Below are 23,347 nucleotides of genomic sequence, written 5' to 3' on the forward strand. Positions count from 1 at the left end.
AACGGTTGGATCGTTCTCCACTCAAACTCGGTCAGATCGTAGCGCGCCATCACCAAGGCTCCTTTCGGAACCTTGAATCACTTTTTCCAAAATTTGGGAATCGTTTATGAGTATGCGACCTAGTTGAGCTGTTGATTTGGCTGGGCGGCCCAGCCACCTGAAAATCGTAGTGTTGGTGGTTCGATTCCAGCCCTGCACGGTCATTGGTGTTCGTGAGAGGTAAGAGGGTTGCCGGGGAGCCGGCCAGAGAAGCCAAGCCAAGGCAGGGAGGGGTCTGATCGAGTTTCCGAATCGCACGCCAATCCCGCCGAGCGATCGCTCCATTTTCCGCTGCACTTGTAGAGCTACGCTCGGCCGGCTGATTTTACGTTGGCATGTCCGCGACCAAGATCCTCTGGGGACAGATCACCCTCGTTTTCGCCATCGTGCTCGTCACCCTGTGGGCGGCGACGCAATGGACGGCCTGGCGGTTGGGCTATCAGCTCCAGCTCGGGCCGCCCTGGTTCGAACTCGCCGGCGTTCCTGTCTACCACCCACCGGCCTTCTTCTGGTGGTGGTATGCATATGACGCCTATGCGCCTTCCATCTTCGTCGAAGGCGCCTGCATCGCGGCCTCGGGAGGATTGATCTCGATCGCGGTGGCGATCGGCATGTCGGTCTGGCGGGCCCGCGAGACGAAGAACGTGGCCACATATGGCTCGGCGCGCTGGGCGACGGTGCGCGAGGCACGCAATGCGGGGCTGTTGGGTCTCGATGGGGTCGTCCTCGGAAAGCTCGGTTCCGACTACCTGAAGTGATGCCCCGTCATCCCACATCGCCTCGAATAGCGAGAACTCGATAGTGTCGCGCGTCACACCGAATTCTTCCAGTGCCCAAGATGGAAACACGTGCTCACGTGCTCGCTTCCGTTCGGTCAATGGATCGCGAACAGGCTTCCCACAGAAGACACAAACCTTGGGTAGCTGGTTCAAAGCAGTGCTTCCTCAATGGCCATATCGTCCTTTAGAGATAGGTTGTTGCGGCTTTGCCGGCCGCCCAACTGTCTGCACACTCTTGCTTACTTTCTGGGGCGTCGATGCCCCAGAGGCGATAGGTGGTTCCGTCCATCTTGATCGTATCGCCGTCTGTGACGGTCTGGGCGCCAACCGGGAGCGCCAACAAAATCAAGGCGGTTGCGAGCTTCATGGCTTCTCCAGGGTGGAGTCTTGGCCGAGTGGCGACGAATTGGTGTACATGACCCTTGGAGTAGTACGGTGGGTGGAGCCCCCGCGCTTGTAGATTCTGGCTCCGCTATCCTGGTTAATCTGCGCTGATTTCGGCGCCGCGAGACATAGCCCTGTGCGAGCGATTACGGGGTGCACGCGCCTCCTGCGCACCCTCGTTCAGCAACTGCGCGATCGTGTCCGAGGTGCGAGTGATGGCAAGCTTGAGAGCCTCGTCGATGTGGACATAGCCCTGCGTTACCGACTGTGCCGCGTGGCCCAGCATCGCGGCGATCGTCAATTCCGAGAAGCCGAGATCACCGGCTACACTTCCAAACGTATGACGAAGCGTGTGCGGCGTGACACCTGTAATGCCTACCATCGCGCACAGTCGCTCCAAGCAGGCCTTGCCCGCAGTGAAAGCGCCGTCGCCAACGTCGGCAGGAAAAACGTACGGGCTGCCTTCTTGCTTCGGTTGGTTCGCGGCATGGCGGGCAGCAACCGGTCCGATCGCCCGAATCTGAGCGTCCGCCTTGGTGTCGGGGAAGGCAACGTAGCCCTTTTCGGCGTGGAGCCAATCGCGGTGCATCTGCTGGCCCTCGGAGATGCGAAAGCCTGTCAGCAGCAGAAACCTGACAACCGCCAGTCCAGTGCTGTGCTCGCCGTTTCGTTCGCCATACTGTAGGGCCGCGCCGAGCTTCTTGATCTCGCCGGTACTGAGGCGTCGCTGCTTCTTCTTGCCGGCGAGACGTCGTGCGCCTTGGCTCGGATGTTTCTCGATGACATCCAGGCGCGCGGCGTGGCTGAGAATCGACTGGAACGTTGCGACCGCCCGGCCTGCCACGCCCGGTCCACCCCGGGCGACTCCACCCCGTCCCGGCCGCCGCTCCGTAGCGGCAGTCTTTCCGGCCACGATATCGGATTGCATGCCCTCGATGTCGACGACGCGGAGGCTGCCCACCAACCGCTTGCCGAGCAGCGGTTTTATGTGAGTGTTGATCCGGCTCCGATCCATCGCCAGCGTCGATGCTTTGATTGGGCGGTTCTTGCGGCCAAGGATCCGACCCGCTTCAGCTTCCGTTAGATACCAGTCGCACAATGCCTCGACCGTTATGTTGTCCCTCCCAGCCTCCAGTTCCTCGGCGGGGTCAATGCCCTCAGCGACGCGGCCAAGCTTCACCTTCGCAAGCTCACGGGCCTTTTCAACGGTCATGATGCCGAACCGGCCGATTTTGATCCTGCGGCTCTTGCCCGCCGCGTTGCGATACTGGACGACGAAGGTCTTCAGGCCAGACGGAATTACCCGGACGCCGAAGCCGCGAATCTCACCGTCCCAAAGGAATTCCTGGCCCTCCGCGGTGGTAGCAAGGGCTTCGACCGCCCGCTTGGTCAACCTCGACACTATCGCTCTCCTGCGCTGCCTGCTTACATTATCAAATTGCGGCAAGAATGTAAGCGCCTTGTAAGCGAGATAAAGCGAATAGCAGGCTAGATGCGGGTAGTGCGGCGTAGGTGGGTCGCTCTAACTAGTTGTTTTTGCGGGCTACTGGCTATCGGAGGCTAGTCTAGCGAAGATGGACCAATATCTTGCCAAGGTCGGGGTCGAGGGTTCGAATCCCTTCGCCCGCTCCAATTTCTACCGCATCATCTTGTTGAGACCGGGCGTCCGGTTCGCATCCCGGTCCTGCAAGGGTCCGGGCAAGATGCTTTCGGTCCCTTTTGATCCAGGCTTCTTATAGATTGCGCGTCCCATTTTTGCCGCGGACCTGGTCTAGGCGGCGGACTCGTCCTTGCGTGAGAGGCCAGACATGAACACATCGACCGAACCGGGCCTGCTCGTCGTCCGCACCGTGGCGGACCTGCGCCGCGCGGTTGCCGGCTTCCGGAAGGCCGGCCGCACGATCGGCCTCGTGCCGACGATGGGTGCGCTGCACGAGGGCCATGTCAGTCTCGTGAAGGGCGCGCTGGAGCGCGGCGACGTGCCGGTGACCAGCATCTTCGTCAATCCGACCCAGTTCGGACCGAAGGAGGACTTCTCCGCCTATCCGCGCGACGAGGAAGGCGACTTCGACAAATTGCGCGACGCGCAGTGCCGCATCGCTTTCGCACCGACCAAGGACGAGATGTATCCCGGCGAGCAGCTCACGACCGTGACGGTGGCCGGCATAACCGACGGTCTCTGCGGCCCGCTGCGGCCCGGCCATTTCCAGGGCGTCGCCACGGTGGTCAGCAAGCTGCTGCTGATGGCGATGCCGGACCGTGCCTATTTCGGCGAGAAGGATTACCAGCAGCTCCAGGTCATCAAGCGCATGGTGCGCGATCTCGCCATGCCGTTCGAGATCGTGGGCATGCCCACGGTACGGGAGAAGGACGGTCTCGCGATGTCGTCGCGTAACCGCTACCTCAGCGCCGAGGAGCGGACGAAAGCGCTGGGCATGTACAAGCAGCTCGTGACAGTCGCGGACGCGGTGCGCGACGGCACGAAGTCTTGTGCGGAGGCCTCCGCGGCGGCGTCGCAGGCGCTGCGCGACGGCGGCTTCGACATCGTCGAGTATTTCACCGTCGTCGATGCCGACAGCCTGAAGCCGCTGGAGCATGTCGCCGGCCCGGCCCGCGTGATCGCCGCCGCCCGGCTCGGCCGCACGCGGCTCATCGACAATCTCGCCGTCTGAGGCGGCCGACGGTCGCTCAGGCGGCCTGCTCGAGCGTAGAGGCGACGTCGCGCGTGGTGACACGGCGCAGGTCGCGCACCTTCGTCGTGTCGAACGGCCGGGCGCGATGCATCGTGCAGCGATTGTCCCAGATCACGAGATCGCCCTTCGCCCAGCGATGGGCATGCACGAAGCGCGGCTGGGTGGCATGCTCGATCAGATCGAGGATGATCAGGCGTCCGTCGGCCACCGGCATGCCCAGGATGTGCGAGGCATGCGCGGCGAGATAGAGGGTCTTGCGGTGCGAGCCCGGATGGGTGCGCACCAGCCGCTGCGGGACCGGCGGCAGCGAGGCGCGTTCTTCCTCGCTATACTGCACGACGCCGAGCTGCTCGCGCGAACGCCAGATCGAATGCTCGGCGACGAGCCCTTCGAGTTCCTTCTTCCTGGCCTCGGGCAGCGCGTCGTAGGCGGCGCGCATGTCGGCGAACTCCGTATCGCCGCCTTCCTCGGGAATGACGTGGGCATAGAGCATCGACAGTGCACCGGGGACGGCGCGGAACGAGGCGTCGGTATGCCACAGCCGGTTGGCCAGCCCGTCGAGCCGGCGTCGCGCATCGGGCTTCAGCACGTTGCCGTCGCCGTCGAGGTTGGAGATGTCGGCGACATCGCTCGATTCGATCCGATGCTTGATGTCGCGATGGCGCAGCTTCAGGGCCGAGGAGGCGATCGGGCCGAAATTGCGGGCGAAGGCGACCTGCGTGTCGTCGTCGAGCCTCTGCTCGCGAAAGACCACCACCGCATAGCGGTCGATCGCATCCTCGATGGCCTGCCGGTCGGCGGCGCCAAGCGGACGTGCGGTATCGACGCCGGCAATCTCGGCGACGAAATCAGGATGCGCTGGCGTTACGGTGATGCTCATGGCCGCCTCCCGCGGCTATAGTGCCTTTGAAATCATTCTCCCCCAGGAAACGCCATGCCGCAAACGATGAAGCTCGCCCTGCTCGACGACTACCAGAAGGTGGCCTTGCGCATGGCCGACTGGGACCGCCTCAGGAAACGCGGTGTCGAGATCACCGTCTTCCACGAGCCCTTCGCCTCGGTCGAGGATGCCGCGCAGAAACTGGCGCCCTTCGACATGCTGGGCCTGCTGCGCGAGCGGACGGCCTTCCCGCGGGCGCTGATCGAGAAGCTGCCCAACCTCAAGTTCATGGTGCTGACCGGTGCGCGCGCCGCGAGCCTGGACGACAAGGCGGCGGCCGAGCGCGGCATCCCGATCTCCACCACGCCCGGCGGCACGTCGAATGCACCGACCGCGGAACTGGGCTGGGCGCTGCTGATGATGTGCGCCCGCGACCTCGCCAAGGCCGAACGGCTGGCGCGGCAGGGCAAGTGGCATGACGGCATCGAGCAGATGGTGGTGCTCGAGGGCAAGCGTCTGGGCATCCTGGGCCTCGGCAAGCTCGGCAGTCGCGCGGCGCGGTACGGCAAGGCCTTCGGCATGGATGTCGTGGCGTGGAGCCAGAACCTGACGCCCGAAAAGGCCGAAGCGGGCGGTGCGACGTATGTCAGCAAGGAAGAGCTGCTGGCGACCTCGGACTTCGTCTCCATCCATCTTGCGCTTTCCGACCGCACGCGCGGCCTGATCGGCGCGGCCGACCTCGCCAAGATGAAGAAGACCGCGATCCTGGTGAACACGTCTCGCGGTCCGATCGTCGATGAAGCAGCGCTGATCGCGGCGCTGAAGAACCGCACGATCCTGCACGCCGGCCTCGACGTCTACGACAAGGAGCCGCTGTCGGCCGACCATCCGCTCACCAAGCTCGACAATGTCACGCTCATTCCCCATCTGGGCTACGTGGTCGAGGAGAGCTATCGCCACTTCTACGAAGGCACGATCAAGGACATCGAGGCCTGGCTCGACGGCGCGCCGATCAACGTCCTCAATCCGGACGCGCTCAGGAAGGCGTAGGGGTCTTCACGCGAACGACGATCAGCCAGATGGCGCCGGCGAGGATCACGCCGGCGGCCAGCCATTCGGGCATGGTGAGGCTGGCGGGCGTCAGCCAGCCGGCGTGGGCTAGGATCGCTTCGAGCGCGATGGCGAAGAAGGGCATCGCGGTGAGGGCGATCAGGTAGGTCTGCACGCCCGAATGGTTGATGGTCCAGAAGCCGAGCCAGGTGCCCGGCGCACGGAACAGCAGGCCCGCCAGGATCGCGTAGAGCCAGAGCTCGATGCGGCCGAAGGCGTCGCCGCCGCCGGCCCAGGGCGAGGCCATCGCGCCGGCGAGACCGGCCAGCGTCCAGACGAGGATCAGCGCCAGCGACGCGGCGACGAGGATCTCCCCGGTGAAGCGACTGCGCGCCGCCGGATCGTTCGCCTGGTTGCGCGGGTGATAGGCAATCATCCAAGAGGCGGCGACCGCCACCGCTTCCGAAGCCAGCAGCCAGGCGACACCGCGCCACGCGGTCTCGGAGGCCAGCGCGGCGACGAAGGCTGCGATGCCGACGGCGAGCAGCGCCAGGCCCGGCCAGTCGTGCCGCGCCGGCGCCTGCCGGGTCAACGCCCAGCCCGTTCCCGCGCCGATCAATACGCTCACCGTCGAGATCAGCGTGCTCTGCGTGACCGCCAGCCACACGATGGCGGCGGCGGTGCAGCCGTTGATGATCACGCGCATGAAGGCGTAGCAGACCGTCCAGGGCAGGAGCAGGTCGGCCCAGCTTCCCGGCGTGCGCCGGCCGACCCACAGCAGGACCAAGCCGGCGCTCAGCAGCTGCACCAGCGTGTAGGCCCAGGCGTCGAGCTGCGCGCCGCTCACGACGTGGCGCGTCAGCAGAAGATAGATCGACCAGAGGAGGGAGTTGCCGAGCGCGATGGCGAGGACATGACCGCTCATTGCGGATCTCGCGGCGCGCGGTTCAGGTGCGGAAGCGCAACAGCAGGTGATTGACGCCGTTCAGCTTGACGTAGAGGTCCTCGAACTGCGTGTAGAAATCCTCCCACTGCGGCAGGCCGCCCTGGCTGCCGAGCGAGGTGTAAATCTCCGCGACCGTGCGACGGCCATCGATCTGCGAGATGATGCGCGGCGCCAGCGGCGGAAGCTGGGCCCGCCACGGGAAGCCGTCGAGATTGGCCACCAGCGGGGCGCCGGGCTGCAGGCCGGCGGCGAACTTCTGCGCATCCATCTCGCGCAGCACCGGAATGGCCGACGTGTCCTCGGGCCGGGCCACCGTGTCGAAGCCGGCGCGCGTGGCATAGAAGACGTGGGTCCGCAGGTTTCCGGCGAGGCGCTCGGCGAAGGCGGCGCGGTCGAGCAGTGGCAGCGAGCTCGTCTGGCGCGCGATCACCGGATCGCTCATGTAGGTCGAGGGCTCGTAGCGCACCGGCTCGAGGAAGGCGACGACGCGCAGGCCCGAGGATGCCGCCATCTGGCCGATCTGCGGCACCGTGAAGGCGCGGTCGCAGCTGTGCAGCAGCAGGTCGTAGAGGCCCGCGTCGCCACCCGTCACGTGGTCGTTGAGGTACGGGTTGCGACGGAACAGGTTGGTCGTCGGCAGGAAGCGGATCAGGCGCTTGGCCATCGCCAGCCGGTCCTCGATGGCCATCGACAGCGGCGCCAGCGTCTGCAGCATCTGCTGGAGCGGGTAGACGCCGCTGCGGCCGTATTCGCCGTAGAGCATGACGCCCATGCCGCCCTCGGGGTGCAGCACGCTGGCCAGCGCCTGCATGCCGGCCGCGGGGTCGGGCAGGTGATGCAGCACGCCGGTGCAGTCGATGTAGTCGAACTGGCCGATGTTCATCGTCGGCAGGTCGAGCAGCGATCCGGTCAGGAACTGGATGTTGCGCAGGCCGCGCGCCTTCGCACGCGCCTCGCAGATCTGGCGCGAAGCCGTCGACAGGTCGAGATAGACGACCTCGCCGGGGCAGCGCCGGTCGACCAGCTGCTGGGCCAGCATGATGCAGGCGTCGCCCGTGCCGCCGCCAGCGACCAACGCCCGGAACGGCCGGATGAAGTTCAGACGGCCCGCGAACAGGTAGTGGTTGATCTCGAGGATGTGGCTGGGCGTGCCCGTGATCAGGCGGATCGCCTCGTCGCGTGGATCGCGAGCCGGATAGGGCAGCGCCTCGTACTGGGCGCGAACGTTATCCAACGACGAAGAAGCGGTCATCAGGGCCTTGTTTGGCGACGGGCGGGGCGCTACCGGGGGGATGGCAGCGCCTGCATTTCATTACTGCAACAAATCTAGGGGCCATGAAAGGCTATTTCGGCATCGGTATCGAGGGGCCCAGCAAGTCGATGAACGTCGGCACCCTGTTCCGGACCGCCCATGCGTTCGGCGCGGCCTTCGTCTTCACCGTGAGGGCCCAGTATGACGTGCGCGCCGGGGCGCTGGCCGACACCTCCGATACGCCCCAGTCGGTGCCGACATACCGCTTCGCCGACCTCGAAAGCTTCCGCCTGCCGCTGGGCTGCCGCCTGGTCGGCATCGAGATCACCGACGATGCCATCGAGCTTCCCAGCTTCCGCCATCCCCGCCAGGCCGCCTACATCCTGGGCTCGGAGCGCGAGGGCCTGTCGCCGGGCGTTCAGGCGCTGTGCGACTACGTGGTCAAGATCCCGACCCGATTCTCGGTCAATCTCGGCACGGCCGGGGCACTGGTCATGTACGACCGCCTGATCAGCCTGGGCCGCCACGCCCCGCGCCCCGTGGGCGAGGGGGCACCCACCGAAGCGCTGGAGGTCCCGGTGTTCGGTGAGCCGCTGTACAAGCGCAAGCAGCGGCTGCGGCAAAAAGCGCAGTCGAAACAATAGACTAGGCCGGCGCAGTTGCGCCGCATGGGCGTGGCGACTATCTCAGCCGCTCGATGTCCGTTCTGCCCACCGAACCGCTGCAGATTCTGGAGCCCGGCGCCGTCGCGCACGGGCGCAACGATCTGCGCCGCAACCTGATCGGCCTGTCGCGCGACGGGCTGAAGTCGGCGTTGGTCGAGGCCGGGCTGGAGCCGTTCCGCGCCGCCCAGATCTGGCAGTGGATCTACTGGCATGGCGTCACCGACTTCGGGCGGATGACCAACATCGCCAAGAAGGCGCGCGACCGTCTGGCCGACCAGTTCGTGATCGAGCGGCCCTCGATCGTCACCGAGCAGCGCTCGGTCGACGGCACGCGCAAGTGGCTACTGCGCTTCGGCGACGGCAACGAGGCCGAGACGGTCAACATTCCCGAGACCGATCGCGGCTCGGTCTGCGTTTCCAGCCAGGTCGGCTGCACGCTCACCTGCACCTTCTGCCACACCGGGACCCAGCCGCTGGTGCGCAACCTGACGCCCGACGAGATCGTCGGCCAGTTCATGGTGGCGCGCGACAGCTACGGCGAATGGCCGACGCCGACCGCCGACGCGCAGCGCATGCTGAGCAACATCGTCATGATGGGCATGGGCGAGCCGCTCTACAATTTCGACAACGTCGTCACGGCGCTGAAGATCGTGATGGACGACCAGGGCATCGCCCTCAGCCGCCGCCGCATCACCCTTTCGACCTCCGGCGTCGTGCCGATGATCCCGAAGGTCGGCGAGGCGCTCGACGTCAACCTCGCTGTGTCGCTGCATGCCGTCAGCGACGAGGTGCGCGATACGCTGGTGCCGATCAACCGGAAGTGGCCGATCGCCGAGCTGCTGAAGGCCTGCGCCGACTATCCCGGCGCCCGCAACAGCCGGCGCATCACCTTCGAATATGCGATGCTGAAGGGCGTCAACGACAGCGACGCCGATGCGCGCGAACTGGTGCGCATCCTGAAGCCGATCCACGCCAAGGTGAACCTGATCCCGTTCAACCCCTGGCCGGGTGCGCCGTACGAGTGCAGTTCGAACAACCGCATCCATCGCTTTGCCGAGATCGTGAACGACGGCGGCCTGAGTGCTCCCGTGCGCACGCCGCGCGGCCGTGACATCTCCGCCGCCTGCGGCCAGCTCAAGAGCGCGAGCCTCCGCCAGCGCGGCGTGAAGGTCGCGCTGTAGCTACTTCGTGAAGGCGGCGATCTTCGACAGGAAGGCGAGTTCGGTCGAAACGGGCTGAAGCCCGGCGGCTGCAAACCAGCCTTCGAGACTGCCGGCGGTGTATTCCGCGTAATACGGCTCGTGGAAATAGTGCGGGAAGAGGTCGAGCAGTCCGTCCCAGTCGGGACGATCGCCCTTCTGCAGGGAATCGACGATCACGACCAGGCCGCCAGGCTTCACGACGCGCGCCATCTCGGCGATCGCCTTGGCGCGGATCTCCTTCGGCAGTTCGTGCAGCAGGAAGGAGGAGACGACGAGGTCGAGGCTCGCCTCGTCGAACGGCAGCGTCTCGGCAGCCGCCTCGTCGAGCTTCACGCGGGCGGTGCGGCCGATCAGGCGGCGCGCCTCGTCGAGATAGGGGCGGCTGAGGTCGATGCCGGTGAGCTTCATCCCGGGCCAGGCGCCATGCACGGCGGCGAGCAGGCGGCCGGTGCCGCAGCCGACGTCGAGGCCGCGGACGTCACGCTGGTTGCGGCCCGCAAGCCAGGTCGCGATCGGCGCCAGGGCGCGGCGTCGCATGACGTCGGCGGCGCCGGTGAACAGCACCTCGACCTGCGTGTCGTAGAGCGCGGCGGATTGTTCCGAGAGCCACCCGTCGCTCTGGAAGTGGAAGTTCTGCCGGTAATAGTCGGGCAGCCCGTCGGCCTGGGTGCCGGGCGGCAGCTCGTCGTCGAGGGCGCCGTGCCGGCGGGCGTCGACTTGGGGCAGGTCGCGGAAATAGAGCAGGCTGCGCCGCAGGAACTCTGCCGGCTCCGGCCCCAGGAGGCGGGGCGCCGGGAACAGGCCTGCGGCCACGTCCCGCCATTCGCGCTGGAACAGCGCGCGCATGTCGGCGGTCAGCTCGGCCCGGCCGGGCGTCGGCCCGATGGCGAAATCGGGCTTGGGCATGGGCTTCAGCATCCTGCGGCCGGCTGCGTAGTGGCCAGCATACCAGGCGACCCGCGCGGTCTGGCGGGCGGCATAGGAGAGGCGGTCGAGAGCGGTTACCATGGGATGCTATTCTCGCCCCGATTATAGCGTCTTTGCGGCGCGCGCGCTTGCCCCGGTGGGGTCGACCGCTATATTCCGCGCGCCTTTACCGAATCGACATGAAAGCGGCCAGCATGAGCGTTTCTTATACCGGGCCCTACAAGAAGGGCGACATCAAGAAGGTCGTCCTGGCCTATTCCGGCGGCCTCGACACCTCGGTCATCCTGAAGTGGCTGCAGACGGCCTATGGCTGCGAGGTGGTGACCTTCACCGCCGACCTGGGCCAGGGCGAGGAACTGTCGCCGGCGCGCAAGAAGGCCGAGTTGCTGGGCATCAAGCCCGAGAACATCTTCATCGAGGATGTCCGCGAGGAGTTCGTTAAGGACTTCGTCTTCCCGATGTTCCGCGCCAACGCCCTCTACGAGGGCCAGTACCTGCTCGGCACCTCGATCGCCCGGCCGCTGATCTCCAAGCATCAGATCGACCTCGCGCTGAAGACCGGCGCCGACGCGGTCTGTCACGGCGCCACCGGCAAGGGCAACGATCAGGTCCGCTTCGAACTCTCCTATTATGCGCTGAAGCCCGACATCAAGGTGATCGCGCCGTGGCGCGAGTGGGAGCTGACCTCGCGCACCAAGCTGCTCGAATTCGCCGAGGAGCATCAGATTCCCATCGCCAAGGACAAGCGCGGCGAGGCCCCGTTCTCTGTCGACGCCAACCTCCTGCACTCCTCCAGCGAGGGCAAAATCCTGGAAGATCCGTGGGAAGAGGCCGACGAGATGGTCTACCAGCGCACCATCTCGCCCGAGAGTGCGCCCGACAAGGCGACCTACATCGAGATCGAGTTCGAGAGAGGCGACGCCGTCGCCATCGATGGCGTGAAGATGTCGCCCGCGACCCTGCTCACGAAACTCAACGAGCTGGGCAAGGCCAACGGCATCGGCCGCCTCGACCTGGTCGAGAACCGTTTCGTCGGCATGAAGAGCCGCGGCATCTACGAGACGCCGGGCGGCACGATCCTCTACGCCGCCCATCGCGGCATCGAATCGATCACGCTGGACCGCGGCGCCGGTCATCTCAAGGACGAGGTGATGCCGAAGTACGCCGAGCTGATCTACTACGGCTTCTGGTACTCGCCGGAGCGCGAGATGCTGCAGGCGCTGATCGACAAGAGCCAGGAGAACGTCACCGGCACGGTGCGTCTCAAGCTCTACAAGGGCAACACCACGGTCGTCGGCCGCAAGTCGCCGGTCTCGCTGTACTCGATGCAGCACGTGACCTTCGAGGAAGACCAGGGCGCCTACAACCAGCGCGACGCCGAGGGCTTCATCAAGCTGAACGCGCTCAGGCTGCGCCTGCGTGCGCTGGGCCAGGGTGGCCCCAGGAGCTAGCGGCCGAAGAGCTGACAGCCCGAAACCGACCGGAGCGGCGCATGCCTTTTGACCACGACGAGCGCCGCCTCCCCGGAGGGCGCGGAACGGGCGAGCGGGCGATCAACCTGCCGCCCGCCGTGCTGTGGCTGATCGGCATCAATGTCGCCGTCCATCTGCTGCGCCAGCTCCTGGGCGAACAGGCCGACCAGGAGATCATCCTGCAGTTCGGCCTCGTGCCCGCTGCCTACACGACCGACAGCGGCCGCGATCTCTTCTCCTTGCTGGTGGCGCCGGTCACCTACCAGTTCCTGCATGGCGGCTGGATGCATCTCGGCATCAACATGCTCACCCTCGCGGCCTTCGGCGCGCCGGTGGAGCGGCTGCTGGGTGTGCGCCGCTTCGTGCTCTTCTATCTGGTGTGCGGGGTCGTAGCGGGCTTCGTTCACATCCTGGTCTATCCCGATTCAATCGATCCGGTGGTGGGCGCCTCGGGTTCGATCAGCGGCGTGTTCGGCGCCGTACTGATGCTCATGCGCTACGTTGGCAGCCTCACGTCGCTGCTGCCGGTCGCCGGCATCTGGATCGGCCTTAATGTCTTCTTCGGCATATTCGGCGGTACGCCCGGCGCCGGCGGCGAATCGGTCGCGTGGGTGGCGCATATCGCAGGCTTCCTGTTCGGGCTCGCGAGCATACGCTTCTTCGCGCCGCGGATGAGTTGACCCGGCTATAGTCGGTCCATGGCCGACAACGGCATCCCGCTCCGCCGCACCCTGGCCGCCAACGCCGTCGCGCTGGCGCCGTCGTGGGGCGCGCTGGCGATCCTCTACGGCGCGGGTGAGTTGTCGGGTCGCAGCACTTTGTTCGCGATGGCGGGCATCGGGCTGGTCACGATCCTCCTGATCCAGCGCTACCTGAACTCGCTGGCGAGCTTTGCCCGCTTCGTGGGTGAACTCTCCGACGAACGCGAACCGGTGATGCCGCGCCTGTCCTTCGCCCCCGCGACCGAGGAGCTGGCGACCGCGGCCGCGACGCTCTCGACCGGCTGGCGCCGGCAGCGCGCCTCGATCGACAATCTCGCCGCCTCGGCACAGGCGATCGTCGACGGCCTTCCCGATCCGCTGGTGTCGGTCGACCGGCAGCGTCGCATCGTGCGCACCAATCTTGCCGCCGCCCTGCTGCTGGGCAGCTCCGGCGGGACGGAGCGCGACGTCTCGACATTGCTGCGTCAACCGCAGCTCCTGGCGGCCATCGATGCGCTGCTGGAGACCGGTCCCGACGGCAACTTCTCGGGACCGGACCAGGGCGTGGTCGAACTGGTGCTGGCGGGGCCGCCCGAGCTCGACATGGTCGCCCATCTGCGTCGGCTGCCGCGGGCGGCGGCCGACGGCTCGCTGGCCCTGATCGTCCTGCACGACACTACGGCGTTGCGCCGCGCCGAGCGCATGCGGGCCGATTTCGTTGCCAATGCCAGCCACGAGTTGAAGACGCCGATCGCCGGACTGGCAGGGTTCATCGAAACCCTGCGCGGCCCGGCGCGCGAGGATGCCGCGGCGCGCGAACGCTTCCTCGGCATCATGGCCGAACAGGCGGACCGCATGCGCCGCCTGGTCGATGACCTGCTGATGCTGTCGCGCATCGAGCAGCACGAGCATGCGCGGCCGGCCGCCGACGTCGATCTCACGCAGGTGCTGCGCTCCGTGCTCGACCTGCTGCAGCTCAAGGCCTCGTCGCGCGGCGTGACGGTCGTTCTCGATATCGCACCTGACCTACCGCGCGCCGTCGGCGATCCGGATGAACTCACGATCGTCTTCCAGAACCTGATCGACAACGCGGTCAAGTATGCGCGGCCCTCGACCGAGGTCCGGGTGATTGCGCGGCCGTCCGGCCCGGAGCGTGTCACGATCGCGGTCGCGGACGAGGGCGACGGTATCCCAGCATCCCACCTGCCGCGCCTCACCGAGCGCTTCTATCGGGTGGATGCGGCACGATCCCGCCAGCTTGGCGGCACGGGACTGGGCCTTGCCATCGTCAAGCACGTCGTGAACCGTCACCGTGGCCGGCTCGACATCCAGAGCGTGCCGGGCAAGGGGTCGACCTTCACGGTCACGCTACCCGCCGTGCGGCAGGCCTGATGCATCCCGTGCGCAACGTCGCGAAAGCGGCCTGTAAGTTTCAGTCGACATAGTCGCTTCGAACAACGCGTGAGTGTGTGCGCATGACATCGAAGGCGAATGAACCATGCGGAATCGTCGTCACCCCCCGGATGATCCGGGCGGGTCTCGACGTCGTGAAGTCCTGGCCCTCCCTCGCCGACGGCGAGGCGCTTGCCACCGCCTACCGGGCGATGGCCGCCGCCGCGCCGCCCGACAGGCTCAACCCCGGCATGCCGACGCCGACGATGCTGCAGGCGCTGCGACTGCTGGGCCACAAGTAACGCGGCGTAAGCTTCCTGAAATCGGACCGCCGCAATCGAGCCTCCGTCCGGGCCTTCACTGGCGCCGCTCTTCGAGAGACTTGGAGGATCAGAATGACCAGGATGAAATTGCTCAGCGCCGCGATGGTCGCGATCACGCTGTCGCCCATCGCGGCCTCCGCCCAGCCCGCCGATGCCAACTATTGCGGGGCGCTGGCCGTGAAGTACGAGCGGTATCTCGATATGAACTCGAAACGCGGTCAGCAACCCCAGGGCCTCGATACGCGTGTCGCGCTCGAGAAATGCAAGGCGGGCGATACGAGCGGAATTCCCGCGCTCGAACAGGCACTCAGAAACGCACGGATCGATCTGCCGCCACGCAGTTGACCGTCGGGTCTAAGGAGGAGGGGGCGATGCGCGTTCTCATCATCGAAGACAGCCGGGAACTCGCCGGGCTGATCGGGGATGCGCTGAAGCGCGCGGGTATCGACGTCGATATCGTGGGCCTGGCCGAAGACGCGAGGCTCGCCATCCAGGCCGTACGGTACGCGGCCATTGTGCTCGATCTGGGGCTTCCCGACGCAAGCGGGCTGGCGTTGCTCGACCAGTTGCGAAGGCGCCGCGATTCGACGCCGGTGCTCATCCTCTCCTCGCGCAACGCCCTGGACGATCGCGTGACCGGCCTGGAGAGGGGCGCAAGCGACTACATGATCAAGCCCTTCGCGATGGCCGAACTGATCGCCCGTCTCCGGTCGCTCATGCAGCGGACGCCGGACGCGCCGCGTCAGGTGCTTGCAATGGGGAACGTGGCCTTCGATGCCGACAGCCGCTGCGCCGTCATCAAGGGCAGGACATTCGCCATCCCGGCGCGGGAGGCCGAGCTGTTGGAGGTCTTCCTGAAGCGCGGGGAGAGGGTCCTCGTCCACGACGTTCTCGATGCGCTGGTCTTCGGAGGTGCGCATGACAAGTCCTCCAATGCGGTCGAAGTCTATGTCCATCGCCTGCGCCGCCTCCTCGCGGGTGCGGGCTCCGACATCGAGATCCTCACGATCCGCGGCGTCGGCTATCTCATGAAACCGACGCAGGCCGCCATGGTAGTCGCGTAGCTTCGAGCGATTGCACAGCGGAGATTGAGCGGAACGATCCGCCGAGCCGGTGCGTTCATTGGCGATGAGCATCGTCGAGGCCTTGGGATGGGCGATGGCTTCCCAGTTCCGGCCGCATGGCAGAAGCCATGTCTATCGTCAGGGCCGTACCGGCCGGCCGATCCTCGTCACTTCTTCCGAGCGCGACGGCTTTGTGCGCGTCTTCGGATGGAAATTCCTCGCGCATGTCGTCGGCTTCATGGCGGCGGTGATCATAGCGGCCATGTTCACCGCGCACTTCTATCCGAGGGGCGACGAGCCAGGGGGCTTCGTGATGATGGGTGGACTGCTTCTGGCCATCGGCTGGTATCTCTACGCATCGGTGAAATGGGCGATGGATGCGCCCGGTCGTGCGCTGGCCAACCGACCGACCTTCAAGAGCGGCGAAGCATCCTGACCGAAATCACGGCGGTCGGAATGCCGATCGCGAGGCCGGCGACGACGGCGTAAAGCAGAAAGAAGACCATCGAGAAGATGACCATTCCGACGGTTCCACGTTCGCCCGCGCCGGGCGCATCGGCAAGGGCCGTCAGGACCGCGATCGCGAAGAGCACGACCGACAGCAATGGAACACTGAGGGCGGCGAACGTGGCCTGCCAGCGCCGTGTTCTATGGGGCCAGCGCGACGTCGCGAGCCATGCCGCTGCGGATGTGACGGCCACGACCAAGACGACAGAAGCCAGGACACTCATCACGCCAGCCTTACTCCCTGTTCCCCGGCTCTCAACGCCGCCGGCGCTCCGGGGTTCAGCCCTCGTGAGTTTCTCCACACCTGTCTTCTGTCTGTAACGCAACCGTAGCGCGGGCGAAGCCTCCGGACGCTACCGAGCCCCCGTGGGATTTGGAGGCGGGATGCTTCGACTGGAAGGCGTTACCAAGAGCTTCGGCGGCAAGCATGCCGTGGACGGCGTCTCGCTGGTCGTGCCGACCGGACAGATGGTCGGTGTTATCGGCCGTTCCGGCGCCGGCAAGTCGACCCTTCTCCGCATGATCAATCGCCTGGGCGATCCGACCTCGGGCCGCATCCTGTTCGGCGACACCGACATCACGGCCCTCAGCGGCCGGCCGCTGAGGGCTTGGCGCGCCCGCTGCGCCATGATCTTCCAGCAGTTCAATCTTGCCGGCCGCCTCGATGTGCTGACCAACGTCATGATGGGCCGGGCCTTTCACCTGCCGGCGACCCGAGCGCTCCTGAAGATGTGGAGCGACGACGAAAAGGCGCAGGCTTTGTCGGCCCTCGAGAGCCTGGACATGGCGCGGATGGCCGGCCAGCGTGCGGAAACCCTGTCGGGCGGCCAGCAGCAGCGGGTCGCCATCGCTCGTGCGCTGATCCAGCAGCCCGACATCGTGCTCGCCGACGAACCCATCGCCTCGCTCGATCCCCGGAACACCAAGGTGGTGATGGACGCGTTGCAGCACATCAACCGGCATCTCGGTATCACCGTGATCTGCAACCTCCACAGCCTCGACCTGGCGCGCGGCTATTGCGACCGGCTGGTCGGCATGGCCGGCGGCCGCGTCGTTTTCGACGATGTGCCAGCCGCCCTCACCGAAGGCACCGCACGCGAGCTGTACGGGCTTGAGGCCGGCGACGTCATGGGGCACGCCGCGCCGCCGCCCGTTCCCCAGCCGGCCGTCGCGCAGCCGGGCTTCGCGCTCGCCGGCTCCTGATTTCCCGCCCATCGACCTTCATCCAAGGAGAACAAGCATGCTCACCCGTCGTTTTGCGCTGGGCGCCGCCCTCGCTGCCTCCTCGTTCGCTCTCGCCGGCGCCGGCCACGCCCAGTCGTGGAAGAGCGCCTATCCCGAGCTGGTCTTCGCCGTGATCCCGGCCGAGAACGCGTCGGGCGTGACCGAACGCTACGGCCCGTTCATCGAGTATCTCTCCCAGCAGCTCGGCACCAAGGTGACCCTGCGCGTCGCCAACGACTATGCCGCGGTGATCGAGGGGCAGCGCAACGGCAGCATCCACATCGCGGGCTACGGCCCGGCGTCCTATGCGCGCGCCATCGTCACCGGCGTCAAGGTAGAGCCCTTCGCCACCACGGTGAACAACGACGGCACCATCGGCTACTACTCGGTCTTCTATGTTCGGGCCGACAGCCCCTACAAGACGATCGACGATCTCAAGGGTAAGAACCTGGGCCTGGTCGACCCCAACTCGACCTCGGGCAACAACGTTCCGCGCTTCGCGCTGAACAAGCTCAAGCTCAATCCCGAGACCTTCTTCGCCCGCGTGACCTACGCCGGCAGCCACGAGAACGCGGTCATCGCGCTGCAGCAAAAGCAGGTCGATGTCGCCGCCAACTGGTGGAATGCCGAGAACGATTCGAACCTGACGCGCATGGTGTCGAAGGGGCTGGCCAAGCAGGAAGACTTCCGCATCATCTACAAGTCGGACCTGATCCCGAATTCGCCCTTCGCCTATCTCGCCAGCCTGCCGCCCGACCTGAAGGCTGCCATCTCGAAGGCCTTCGAGGAGGCACCGACCAAGGCCAAGGCGGCGTTCGACAAGCTCTCGGACGGCAAGGACCGCGGCTTCACCAAGGTCGACGCCGCCGCCTACGAGCCGGTTGTCGAGCTGATCAAGTTCGTCGACGCGCTGCGCAAGCAGAAGAGCTGATCGGCGTCGAGCGGTTCTCCCAGCCCGTCCGGCCGTGAGCACGACGATCGTCCGGCTGCCCGAGGCGCAGCTTCGGCCGCTGATGGCGGCCTATGACGCCTCGGTGCGCAGCCGCCGCGCCAACGCGCTGCTCTTCGTGGCGTGTGTCGCGGTCGCGATGGTGCTGGCCTCGATCTCGGCGGAGGTCTCGCCCGGCAAGCTGCTGGAGAACATCCATCGCTTCCCGAGCTACATCATTCGCCTGTTCTACCTGGAGAACGGCCAGCCTGTCTGGACGGACATCGGCGAATGGTTCTGGGGCCTGCAGCGCTGGCTGCGGCTGCTCGCCGAGACGCTGCTGATGGCCTATGTCGGCACGCTCCTGGGAGCGCTCGCGGCGGCGGGCCTCGCCTTCCTGGCCGCCGCCAACGTCGCGCCCGGCCGCTGGACGCGCGTGATCGTGCGCCGGTTCTGCGAGCTGTGCCGCACCGTGCCCGAGCTGGTGTTCGCCCTGCTGTTCGTGATCGCCTTCGGCCTCGGGCCGATGGCGGGCGTGCTCGCCGTCGTCATCCATACGCTCGGCGCGCTCGGCAAGCTGTTCGCCGAGGTGGTCGAGAACATCGACATGAAGCCGGTGGAGGGCATTTCCTCTACGGGAGCCCCTTGGCATGTAGCCATGCGCTTCGGCGCGTTGCCGCAGGTCCTGTCGAACTTCACCAGCTACACGCTGCTGCGTTTCGAGATCAACGTGCGCGGCGCGGCCGTCATGGGCTTCGTCGGCGCGGGCGGTATCGGCCAGGACCTGATCGAGGCCATTCGCAAGTTCTACTACTCTGACGTCTCGGCGATCCTGGTGCTCATCCTGATCACCGTGGCGGTCATCGACTCGCTGACATCGATCCTGCGGCACCGGCTGATCGGCCTCGAAGGAAGGAACTGATGGACGCCGTGCGTGCGCGCTACCCCGAGCATTTCACTCGCTGGAGCCGCCAGCGCTTCGTGATGATCGGCATTGCCGCCGCGTTGTTCCTGCTCCTGCTGTTCGGCATGGGCCAGCTCGGCTTCTTCGGCGGTACGCTCCTGACGGGCGTCGGCCGCCTGTTCGAGATCGCCGGGCTGATGCTGCCGCCCGACCCGGGCTCCTGGGCGCATGCACGGGCCTATGGCGTGGCGCTGATCGAGACGGTGGCCATTGCGCTGCTGGGAACCCTGGCGGCGGCGGTGCTGGCGCTGCCGGTCGGATTCCTGGCGGCGCGCAACGTGACGGCCCAGCGCCTCGTCCGGTTCCTCGCGCGCCGCTCGCTCGATACGATCCGCAGCGTCGACATCCTCATCTGGGCGCTGATCTGGATCAACGTGGTGGGCCTCGGCCCCTTTGCCGGAGCGCTCGCCATCATGACCGCCGACATCGGCAGCTTTGGCAAGCTCTTCTCGGAGGCGATCGAGGCCGCCGACCGCAAGCCCGTCGAGGGCATCGCCTCGGCCGGCGGAAGCCATCTCATGGGGATCCGCTTCGGCATCCTGCCCGAGGTCTTTCCCGTTCTGGCGAGCCAGGTCCTGTACTACTTCGAGTCCAATACCCGCTCGGCCACCATCATCGGCATCGTAGGCGCCGGCGGCATCGGCCTGCACCTGGCCGAGGCGATCCGCACCCTCGAGCTGCAGCAGACCTCTTTCATAATCCTGATGATCCTGGTCACCGTGGCGGCCATCGACGTCGTGTCCAGCCAGCTCCGCTTCGCCATGATCGGCCGCCGCGCAGGAATAGGTAAATGAGCGATCCGTCCGCGGAGCGGCCCCGCTACGCGCTCTACTACGCGCCGCGCGCGGAAGAGGCGCTGGCGATCGTCGCCAGCCGCTGGCTCGGTCGCAGCCCGGACACGGGCGAGGCGCGGGACATCCCCCCGGTCGGGAGCATTCCCCGTGAGCGGCTGTCCGAACTGGTCGCGGATCCGAGGCTGTACGGCTTCCACGGCACCCTGAAGCCGCCGATGGCGCTGGCCGACGACGTCACCGAACGCGACCTGCTCGATGCGGTCGGTGCCTTCGCCGCGACGGAACGCCAGATCGATGTCCCGTTGCTCGCGCTGGTCGAGCTGGGTGATTTCCTCGCCCTCGTACCGGCGGAGCGATGTGCCGTCCTTCAGGATCTCGCCGACCGCTGCGTCATCGAGTTCGATGCCTTCCGCCGGCCGGCCGGGGTGGCCGAACTGACCCGTCGGCGGGCGGCGGGCCTGAGCGCCCGGCAGGACGAGCTGCTGCGGCGCTGGGGCTATCCCTATGTAATGGAGCAGGGGCGCTTCCATCTTACGCTCACCGGCCATGTCAAGGACCCGGGGGAACGCGCGACGATCCTCGCCGAGCTTCAGGACCGCTTCGCCCCCTTCATCGACCAGCCGCTGGCGGTGCGCGACCTCTGTGTCTTCCGCCAACCGGCGCCCGACAGGCTGTTCACCGTTCTGGCACGTTTCAGGCTCGGCGGAGGGAGGCGCCTGACCACTCAAGTCTGGCGAGCAGCCTGACAAAGGCCTCGGCCGCCTTGTCGAGGGTGCCGTCGTTGACGATCGTCACCAGGCGTGGGTCGGCGATCTCGTAGGCCTCCGCGCGCTCCAGACGCTTCGCCGCCTCGGCAGCGTTCTCGCGGCCGCGTCCGGCGAGGCGCTGCTTCAGCCGATCGGCGGGGGCGGTGATCAGGACGGGTCGGGCCTGTGAATCGAGCCCGCCGGTTCGCAGGAAGTGATCGCGCGAACCGCTCACCACCACGGTCAGTCCGGCGGCGCGCCAGTCGTGAATCTCGCGGCCGACCCCGTAGTCGTTGCCATGGGCGCCCCAGTGATAGGCGAACAGGCCGTGGGCGCGGCGCATCGCGAACTCCGCGCGCGTCACGGCCACATGGTTCTCGCCACCGGTATCGGCTGGCCGGGTGATGTAGCGGTGGGCGAACACGACGGGCGCCTCTGGCGGGAGCAGGGCGCGGGCGCGGCTAAGGACGGAGTCCTTGCCGGCGCCGGAAGGGCCCATGACGTAGACCAGCGAGCCTTCCATCGCGACCTCCCGGCTCAGACGACGCGCTCGCCCTCGCGCCAGACGGCGCGTACAACGGCAGCGCCATCGACCGTGCGCACGCGCACCAGGTCGGCGCGACGCCCGGGTGCGATCTCGCCGCGATCGCCGAGGCCGACGGCGCGCGCGGGATTGAGCGAGGCGAGCTTCACGGCTTGCGGCAGCGAGAGGCCGATGCCGGAGGAGGGCAGCTTGAACACGCTTTCCATCAGGCTGGCCGGCACATAATCCGACGACAGGATGTCGACGTGGCCGGCGCGCAGCAGGTCGATGGCCGCGATGTTGCCGGAGTGCGAGCCGCCCAGCACGAGGTTCGGGGCGCCCATCAAAATGGCGAGGCCGGCCTCGCGCGAGGCGCTGGCGGCTTCGTGCGTGGTCGGGAATTCGGCGATCGTCATGCCGTTGGCGACGGCTTCCTGGACATGGCCGTGGGTCGCATCGTCATGGCTGGCGATCGGTAGCGCGCGCGCCTGGGCGCGGCCCACGATCTCCCGCCGATGCTTCGCGGCGTTGCGGTGATGAAGCTCGGTGACGCGGATCGAGAATTCCTCGAATTGCTCGTCGGTCATCGCGTGCTTGCCCTTGTAGTACTGCTTCAGCTTCTCCGGATCGAGGAACTGGCGCTGGCCCGGCGTGTGGTCGTTGATCGACACCAGGCCGACCAACGGCAGGTCGATCCACTTGTCGACCGCTTCGACCGCGTCCTCGGCGGTGATCTCGCAGCGCAGGTGGATGCGATGCTCGGCGCGCGTCATGCGCCGGTCGGTGGCCATGCAGACCGCCTCGATCATGCGCTCGCGGTTCTCGACGCGGTCCGATTTGCCGTGGACGTCGCCCAGTGCCAGCGAATCGAACACCGTGGTTATGCCGGCGGCGCTGATCTGCGTATCATGCGCCATGACAGCCGAGACGCTCGGCCATTTCACGCCGGGGCGCGGCGCGAAATGCTTCTCCATGTTGTCGGTGTGCAGCTCGACCAGACCGGGCACGAGATAGTCGCCCTCGAGATCGATCGCGCCTGCCGCGCAGGAGCGATCCTGGGCGATCTCGACGATACGGCCGTCGCGCACGATGACGGTGCCGTCGAACTCGGCATCTGCGGTGACGACGCGGGCATTGGTCAGGACGGTCTCGAGGCTCATGCGGCAACTCCTGGGGAAACGCCGGCCGGCTGGGCAGGGGGGAGGACTTCGTGGACGCGGGTCGCCACGGCGTCGCGCACGCCGGTGTCGTGGAAGATGCCGACGATGGCGGCGCCGGCATCACGGCGCTGACGGATGAGCTCGACCACGCCGTCGCGGTTGGCGGCGTCGAGCGAGGCCGTCGGCTCGTCGAGCAGCAGGATCGGGTAGTCGACGATCAGCGAGCGCGCGATGTTCACGCGCTGCTGCTCGCCACCGGAGAAAGTCGCGGGCGGCAGCGACCACAGGCGCGCGGGAATGCCGAGCATGGCGAGCAGGAACTCCGCGCGCCGTCGCGCCTCGGCGGGTTCGCTGCCGCGCCGCCGCAGCGGCTCCGCCACGACGTCGACCGCGGACACGCGCGGGATCACCCGCAGGAACTGGCTGACGAACCCCATCGTGCGGTGACGCACGTCGAGGACGGTGCGTGGTTCGGCGCCGACCAGCTCGGTCCAGGCCTCGTCCTGGCGCACGCGGATCGAGCCGCCGTCGGCGCGATAGTTGCCGTAGAGCGAGCGCAGCAGGGTGCTCTTGCCGGCGCCCGATGGGCCGACCAGCGCGAGGCATTCCCCGGGCGAGACGGACAGCGCCACGTCGCGCAGGACTGGCAGCGCCAAGTCACCTTGCGCATGCACGATGAAAGACTTGGTGAGGCCGCAGACGCGGAGAGCGGGTCGGGAGGAGGTCATGGGC

General features: G+C 66.7%; 26 protein-coding genes and 1 pseudogene. 17 read left to right on the forward strand and 10 right to left on the reverse strand.

The window, feature by feature from the left end; translation table 11 throughout:
• Positions 1-374: 374 nt before the first annotated feature.
• Positions 375-794, forward strand: a pseudogene (locus LJ725_RS23195) (conjugal transfer protein TraG); the annotation flags it as partial.
• A 208-nt stretch (positions 795-1,002) separates the two neighbouring features.
• On the opposite strand, the gene LJ725_RS23200 reads toward LJ725_RS23195, so the two are convergent.
• Together LJ725_RS23200 and LJ725_RS23205 are read right to left on the reverse strand one after the other, a co-directional pair.
• Entirely contained in the window at positions 1,003-1,185 is a 183-nt protein-coding gene (locus LJ725_RS23200; protein ID WP_068190314.1) for a thermonuclease family protein, read from the reverse strand.
• A 114-nt stretch (positions 1,186-1,299) separates the two neighbouring features.
• The gene (locus LJ725_RS23205) at positions 1,300-2,604 is read right to left on the reverse strand and encodes a tyrosine-type recombinase/integrase (protein ID WP_068193688.1); all 1,305 of its coding nucleotides are present in this window, start codon (positions 2,602-2,604) and stop codon (positions 1,300-1,302) included.
• 406 nt (positions 2,605-3,010) lie between these two features.
• Between LJ725_RS23205 and panC the strand changes: the two genes are divergently transcribed.
• Entirely contained in the window at positions 3,011-3,874 is an 864-nt protein-coding gene (gene panC, locus LJ725_RS23210; RefSeq protein WP_230553326.1) for a pantoate--beta-alanine ligase, read from the forward strand.
• A gap of 16 nt (positions 3,875-3,890) precedes the next feature.
• On the opposite strand, the gene LJ725_RS23215 is transcribed toward panC, so the two are convergent.
• Positions 3,891-4,775 carry a TauD/TfdA dioxygenase family protein gene (locus tag LJ725_RS23215; protein ID WP_230553327.1) on the reverse strand — a complete coding sequence of 295 codons (885 nt, stop codon included), beginning with the start codon at positions 4,773-4,775 and terminating at the stop codon, positions 3,891-3,893.
• Between the two features lie 54 nt (positions 4,776-4,829).
• On the opposite strand from LJ725_RS23215, the gene LJ725_RS23220 reads away from it, so the two are divergent.
• Positions 4,830-5,825: a D-2-hydroxyacid dehydrogenase family protein gene (locus LJ725_RS23220; RefSeq protein WP_230553328.1), complete on the forward strand. Its 996-nt coding sequence runs from the start codon at positions 4,830-4,832 to the stop codon at positions 5,823-5,825.
• On the opposite strand, the gene LJ725_RS23225 is transcribed toward LJ725_RS23220, so the two are convergent.
• Positions 5,812-6,750, reverse strand: coding sequence for a hypothetical protein (locus tag LJ725_RS23225; protein WP_230553329.1), 939 nt, complete (start codon positions 6,748-6,750; stop codon positions 5,812-5,814). The two genes, LJ725_RS23220 and LJ725_RS23225, sit on opposite strands and share 14 nt — an antisense overlap.
• Positions 6,751-6,772: 22 nt before the next feature.
• Positions 6,773-8,023 carry a class I SAM-dependent methyltransferase gene (locus tag LJ725_RS23230; protein WP_230553330.1) on the reverse strand — a complete coding sequence of 417 codons (1,251 nt, stop codon included), beginning with the start codon at positions 8,021-8,023 and terminating at the stop codon, positions 6,773-6,775.
• A gap of 83 nt (positions 8,024-8,106) precedes the next feature.
• Here LJ725_RS23230 and LJ725_RS23235 point away from each other — a divergent pair, with 83 nt between their 5' ends.
• Entirely contained in the window at positions 8,107-8,667 is a 561-nt protein-coding gene (locus LJ725_RS23235) for an RNA methyltransferase (protein ID WP_230553331.1), read from the forward strand.
• Positions 8,668-8,720: 53 nt separating this feature from the next.
• The gene (rlmN, locus tag LJ725_RS23240) at positions 8,721-9,869 is read left to right on the forward strand and encodes a 23S rRNA (adenine(2503)-C(2))-methyltransferase RlmN (protein ID WP_230553332.1); all 1,149 of its coding nucleotides are present in this window, start codon (positions 8,721-8,723) and stop codon (positions 9,867-9,869) included.
• Here rlmN and LJ725_RS23245 read toward each other — a convergent pair whose 3' ends face one another.
• The gene (locus tag LJ725_RS23245; protein ID WP_230553333.1) at positions 9,870-10,898 is read right to left on the reverse strand and encodes a class I SAM-dependent methyltransferase; all 1,029 of its coding nucleotides are present in this window, start codon (positions 10,896-10,898) and stop codon (positions 9,870-9,872) included.
• A gap of 113 nt (positions 10,899-11,011) precedes the next feature.
• Between LJ725_RS23245 and LJ725_RS23250 the strand changes: the two genes are divergently transcribed.
• The 7 genes from LJ725_RS23250 (at position 11,012) to LJ725_RS23280 (ending at position 16,205) form a co-directional block, all read left to right on the forward strand.
• The gene (locus tag LJ725_RS23250; protein ID WP_230553334.1) at positions 11,012-12,268 is read left to right on the forward strand and encodes an argininosuccinate synthase; all 1,257 of its coding nucleotides are present in this window, start codon (positions 11,012-11,014) and stop codon (positions 12,266-12,268) included.
• A gap of 41 nt (positions 12,269-12,309) precedes the next feature.
• Positions 12,310-12,969 carry a rhomboid family intramembrane serine protease gene (locus tag LJ725_RS23255; protein ID WP_230553335.1) on the forward strand — a complete coding sequence of 220 codons (660 nt, stop codon included), beginning with the start codon at positions 12,310-12,312 and terminating at the stop codon, positions 12,967-12,969.
• A gap of 18 nt (positions 12,970-12,987) precedes the next feature.
• Positions 12,988-14,382, forward strand: a complete 1,395-nt coding sequence (locus tag LJ725_RS23260; RefSeq protein WP_230553336.1) for an ATP-binding protein — start codon at positions 12,988-12,990, stop codon at positions 14,380-14,382.
• A gap of 83 nt (positions 14,383-14,465) precedes the next feature.
• The gene (locus tag LJ725_RS23265) at positions 14,466-14,684 is read left to right on the forward strand and encodes a hypothetical protein (protein WP_230553337.1); all 219 of its coding nucleotides are present in this window, start codon (positions 14,466-14,468) and stop codon (positions 14,682-14,684) included.
• A gap of 93 nt (positions 14,685-14,777) precedes the next feature.
• Complete coding sequence (locus tag LJ725_RS23270; RefSeq protein ID WP_230553338.1) at positions 14,778-15,050, forward strand: hypothetical protein; 273 nt, start codon at positions 14,778-14,780, stop codon at positions 15,048-15,050.
• A gap of 26 nt (positions 15,051-15,076) precedes the next feature.
• Positions 15,077-15,769, forward strand: a complete 693-nt coding sequence (locus LJ725_RS23275) for a response regulator transcription factor (RefSeq protein ID WP_230553339.1) — start codon at positions 15,077-15,079, stop codon at positions 15,767-15,769.
• A 94-nt stretch (positions 15,770-15,863) separates the two neighbouring features.
• Positions 15,864-16,205 carry a hypothetical protein gene (locus tag LJ725_RS23280; protein ID WP_230553340.1) on the forward strand — a complete coding sequence of 114 codons (342 nt, stop codon included), beginning with the start codon at positions 15,864-15,866 and terminating at the stop codon, positions 16,203-16,205.
• On the opposite strand, the gene LJ725_RS23285 is transcribed toward LJ725_RS23280, so the two are convergent.
• Positions 16,183-16,500 carry a hypothetical protein gene (locus tag LJ725_RS23285; RefSeq protein WP_230553341.1) on the reverse strand — a complete coding sequence of 106 codons (318 nt, stop codon included), beginning with the start codon at positions 16,498-16,500 and terminating at the stop codon, positions 16,183-16,185. The two genes, LJ725_RS23280 and LJ725_RS23285, sit on opposite strands and share 23 nt — an antisense overlap.
• Before the next feature lie 160 nt (positions 16,501-16,660).
• Here LJ725_RS23285 and phnC point away from each other — a divergent pair, with 160 nt between their 5' ends.
• The 5 genes from phnC to LJ725_RS23310 are packed head-to-tail and all read left to right on the forward strand — an operon-like array spanning position 16,661 to position 20,932.
• On the forward strand, positions 16,661-17,479 hold the full coding sequence (phnC, locus tag LJ725_RS23290; RefSeq protein ID WP_230553342.1) for a phosphonate ABC transporter ATP-binding protein: 819 nt from the start codon (positions 16,661-16,663) through the stop codon (positions 17,477-17,479).
• 37 nt (positions 17,480-17,516) lie between these two features.
• Positions 17,517-18,431, forward strand: a complete 915-nt coding sequence (gene phnD, locus LJ725_RS23295; protein WP_230553343.1) for a phosphonate ABC transporter substrate-binding protein — start codon at positions 17,517-17,519, stop codon at positions 18,429-18,431.
• Between the two features lie 34 nt (positions 18,432-18,465).
• Positions 18,466-19,350, forward strand: coding sequence for a phosphonate ABC transporter, permease protein PhnE (phnE, locus tag LJ725_RS23300; protein WP_408015767.1), 885 nt, complete (start codon positions 18,466-18,468; stop codon positions 19,348-19,350).
• Positions 19,350-20,186, forward strand: a complete 837-nt coding sequence (gene phnE / locus LJ725_RS23305; RefSeq protein ID WP_230553344.1) for a phosphonate ABC transporter, permease protein PhnE — start codon at positions 19,350-19,352, stop codon at positions 20,184-20,186. The genes phnE (LJ725_RS23300) and phnE (LJ725_RS23305) overlap by 1 nt, the downstream gene beginning before the upstream one ends.
• Positions 20,183-20,932, forward strand: a complete 750-nt coding sequence (locus LJ725_RS23310) for a DUF1045 domain-containing protein (protein WP_230553345.1) — start codon at positions 20,183-20,185, stop codon at positions 20,930-20,932. Before phnE (LJ725_RS23305) ends, LJ725_RS23310 begins: the two co-directional genes overlap by 4 nt.
• Here the strand turns inward: LJ725_RS23310 and phnN are convergent.
• From phnN to phnL, 3 genes are read right to left on the reverse strand one after another with little or no spacing between them, the layout of a single operon-like run.
• On the reverse strand, positions 20,880-21,455 hold the full coding sequence (gene phnN, locus LJ725_RS23315) for a phosphonate metabolism protein/1,5-bisphosphokinase (PRPP-forming) PhnN (protein WP_230553346.1): 576 nt from the start codon (positions 21,453-21,455) through the stop codon (positions 20,880-20,882). The two genes, LJ725_RS23310 and phnN, sit on opposite strands and share 53 nt — an antisense overlap.
• 14 nt (positions 21,456-21,469) lie before the next feature.
• On the reverse strand, positions 21,470-22,615 hold the full coding sequence (locus tag LJ725_RS23320; RefSeq protein WP_230553347.1) for an alpha-D-ribose 1-methylphosphonate 5-triphosphate diphosphatase: 1,146 nt from the start codon (positions 22,613-22,615) through the stop codon (positions 21,470-21,472).
• Positions 22,612-23,343, reverse strand: a complete 732-nt coding sequence (gene phnL / locus LJ725_RS23325; protein ID WP_230553348.1) for a phosphonate C-P lyase system protein PhnL — start codon at positions 23,341-23,343, stop codon at positions 22,612-22,614. Before phnL ends, LJ725_RS23320 begins: the two co-directional genes overlap by 4 nt.
• Positions 23,344-23,347: the final 4 nt, after the last annotated feature.

The sequence above is a fragment of the Reyranella aquatilis genome (assembly GCF_020880995.1).
GTDB classification, from domain to species: domain Bacteria; phylum Pseudomonadota; class Alphaproteobacteria; order Reyranellales; family Reyranellaceae; genus Reyranella; species Reyranella aquatilis.

Coding starts and splice junctions, on each gene's coding strand:
- LJ725_RS23200 (WP_068190314.1), bottom strand. CDS start 1,185: ATGAAGCTCGCAACCGCCTTGATTTTGTTGGCGCTCCCGGTTGGCGCC.
- panC (WP_230553326.1), top strand. CDS start 3,011: ATGAACACATCGACCGAACCGGGCCTGCTCGTCGTCCGCACCGTGGCG.
- LJ725_RS23215 (WP_230553327.1), bottom strand. CDS start 4,775: ATGAGCATCACCGTAACGCCAGCGCATCCTGATTTCGTCGCCGAGATT.
- LJ725_RS23220 (WP_230553328.1), top strand. CDS start 4,830: ATGCCGCAAACGATGAAGCTCGCCCTGCTCGACGACTACCAGAAGGTG.
- LJ725_RS23225 (WP_230553329.1), bottom strand. CDS start 6,750: ATGAGCGGTCATGTCCTCGCCATCGCGCTCGGCAACTCCCTCCTCTGG.
- LJ725_RS23230 (WP_230553330.1), bottom strand. CDS start 8,023: ATGACCGCTTCTTCGTCGTTGGATAACGTTCGCGCCCAGTACGAGGCG.
- LJ725_RS23235 (WP_230553331.1), top strand. CDS start 8,107: ATGAAAGGCTATTTCGGCATCGGTATCGAGGGGCCCAGCAAGTCGATG.
- rlmN (WP_230553332.1), top strand. CDS start 8,721: ATGTCCGTTCTGCCCACCGAACCGCTGCAGATTCTGGAGCCCGGCGCC.
- LJ725_RS23245 (WP_230553333.1), bottom strand. CDS start 10,898: ATGGTAACCGCTCTCGACCGCCTCTCCTATGCCGCCCGCCAGACCGCG.
- LJ725_RS23250 (WP_230553334.1), top strand. CDS start 11,012: ATGAGCGTTTCTTATACCGGGCCCTACAAGAAGGGCGACATCAAGAAG.
- LJ725_RS23255 (WP_230553335.1), top strand. CDS start 12,310: ATGCCTTTTGACCACGACGAGCGCCGCCTCCCCGGAGGGCGCGGAACG.
- LJ725_RS23260 (WP_230553336.1), top strand. CDS start 12,988: ATGGCCGACAACGGCATCCCGCTCCGCCGCACCCTGGCCGCCAACGCC.
- LJ725_RS23265 (WP_230553337.1), top strand. CDS start 14,466: ATGACATCGAAGGCGAATGAACCATGCGGAATCGTCGTCACCCCCCGG.
- LJ725_RS23270 (WP_230553338.1), top strand. CDS start 14,778: ATGACCAGGATGAAATTGCTCAGCGCCGCGATGGTCGCGATCACGCTG.
- LJ725_RS23275 (WP_230553339.1), top strand. CDS start 15,077: ATGCGCGTTCTCATCATCGAAGACAGCCGGGAACTCGCCGGGCTGATC.
- LJ725_RS23280 (WP_230553340.1), top strand. CDS start 15,864: ATGGCTTCCCAGTTCCGGCCGCATGGCAGAAGCCATGTCTATCGTCAG.
- LJ725_RS23285 (WP_230553341.1), bottom strand. CDS start 16,500: ATGAGTGTCCTGGCTTCTGTCGTCTTGGTCGTGGCCGTCACATCCGCA.
- phnC (WP_230553342.1), top strand. CDS start 16,661: ATGCTTCGACTGGAAGGCGTTACCAAGAGCTTCGGCGGCAAGCATGCC.
- phnD (WP_230553343.1), top strand. CDS start 17,517: ATGCTCACCCGTCGTTTTGCGCTGGGCGCCGCCCTCGCTGCCTCCTCG.
- phnE (WP_230553344.1), top strand. CDS start 19,350: ATGGACGCCGTGCGTGCGCGCTACCCCGAGCATTTCACTCGCTGGAGC.
- LJ725_RS23310 (WP_230553345.1), top strand. CDS start 20,183: ATGAGCGATCCGTCCGCGGAGCGGCCCCGCTACGCGCTCTACTACGCG.
- phnN (WP_230553346.1), bottom strand. CDS start 21,455: ATGGAAGGCTCGCTGGTCTACGTCATGGGCCCTTCCGGCGCCGGCAAG.
- LJ725_RS23320 (WP_230553347.1), bottom strand. CDS start 22,615: ATGAGCCTCGAGACCGTCCTGACCAATGCCCGCGTCGTCACCGCAGAT.
- phnL (WP_230553348.1), bottom strand. CDS start 23,343: ATGACCTCCTCCCGACCCGCTCTCCGCGTCTGCGGCCTCACCAAGTCT.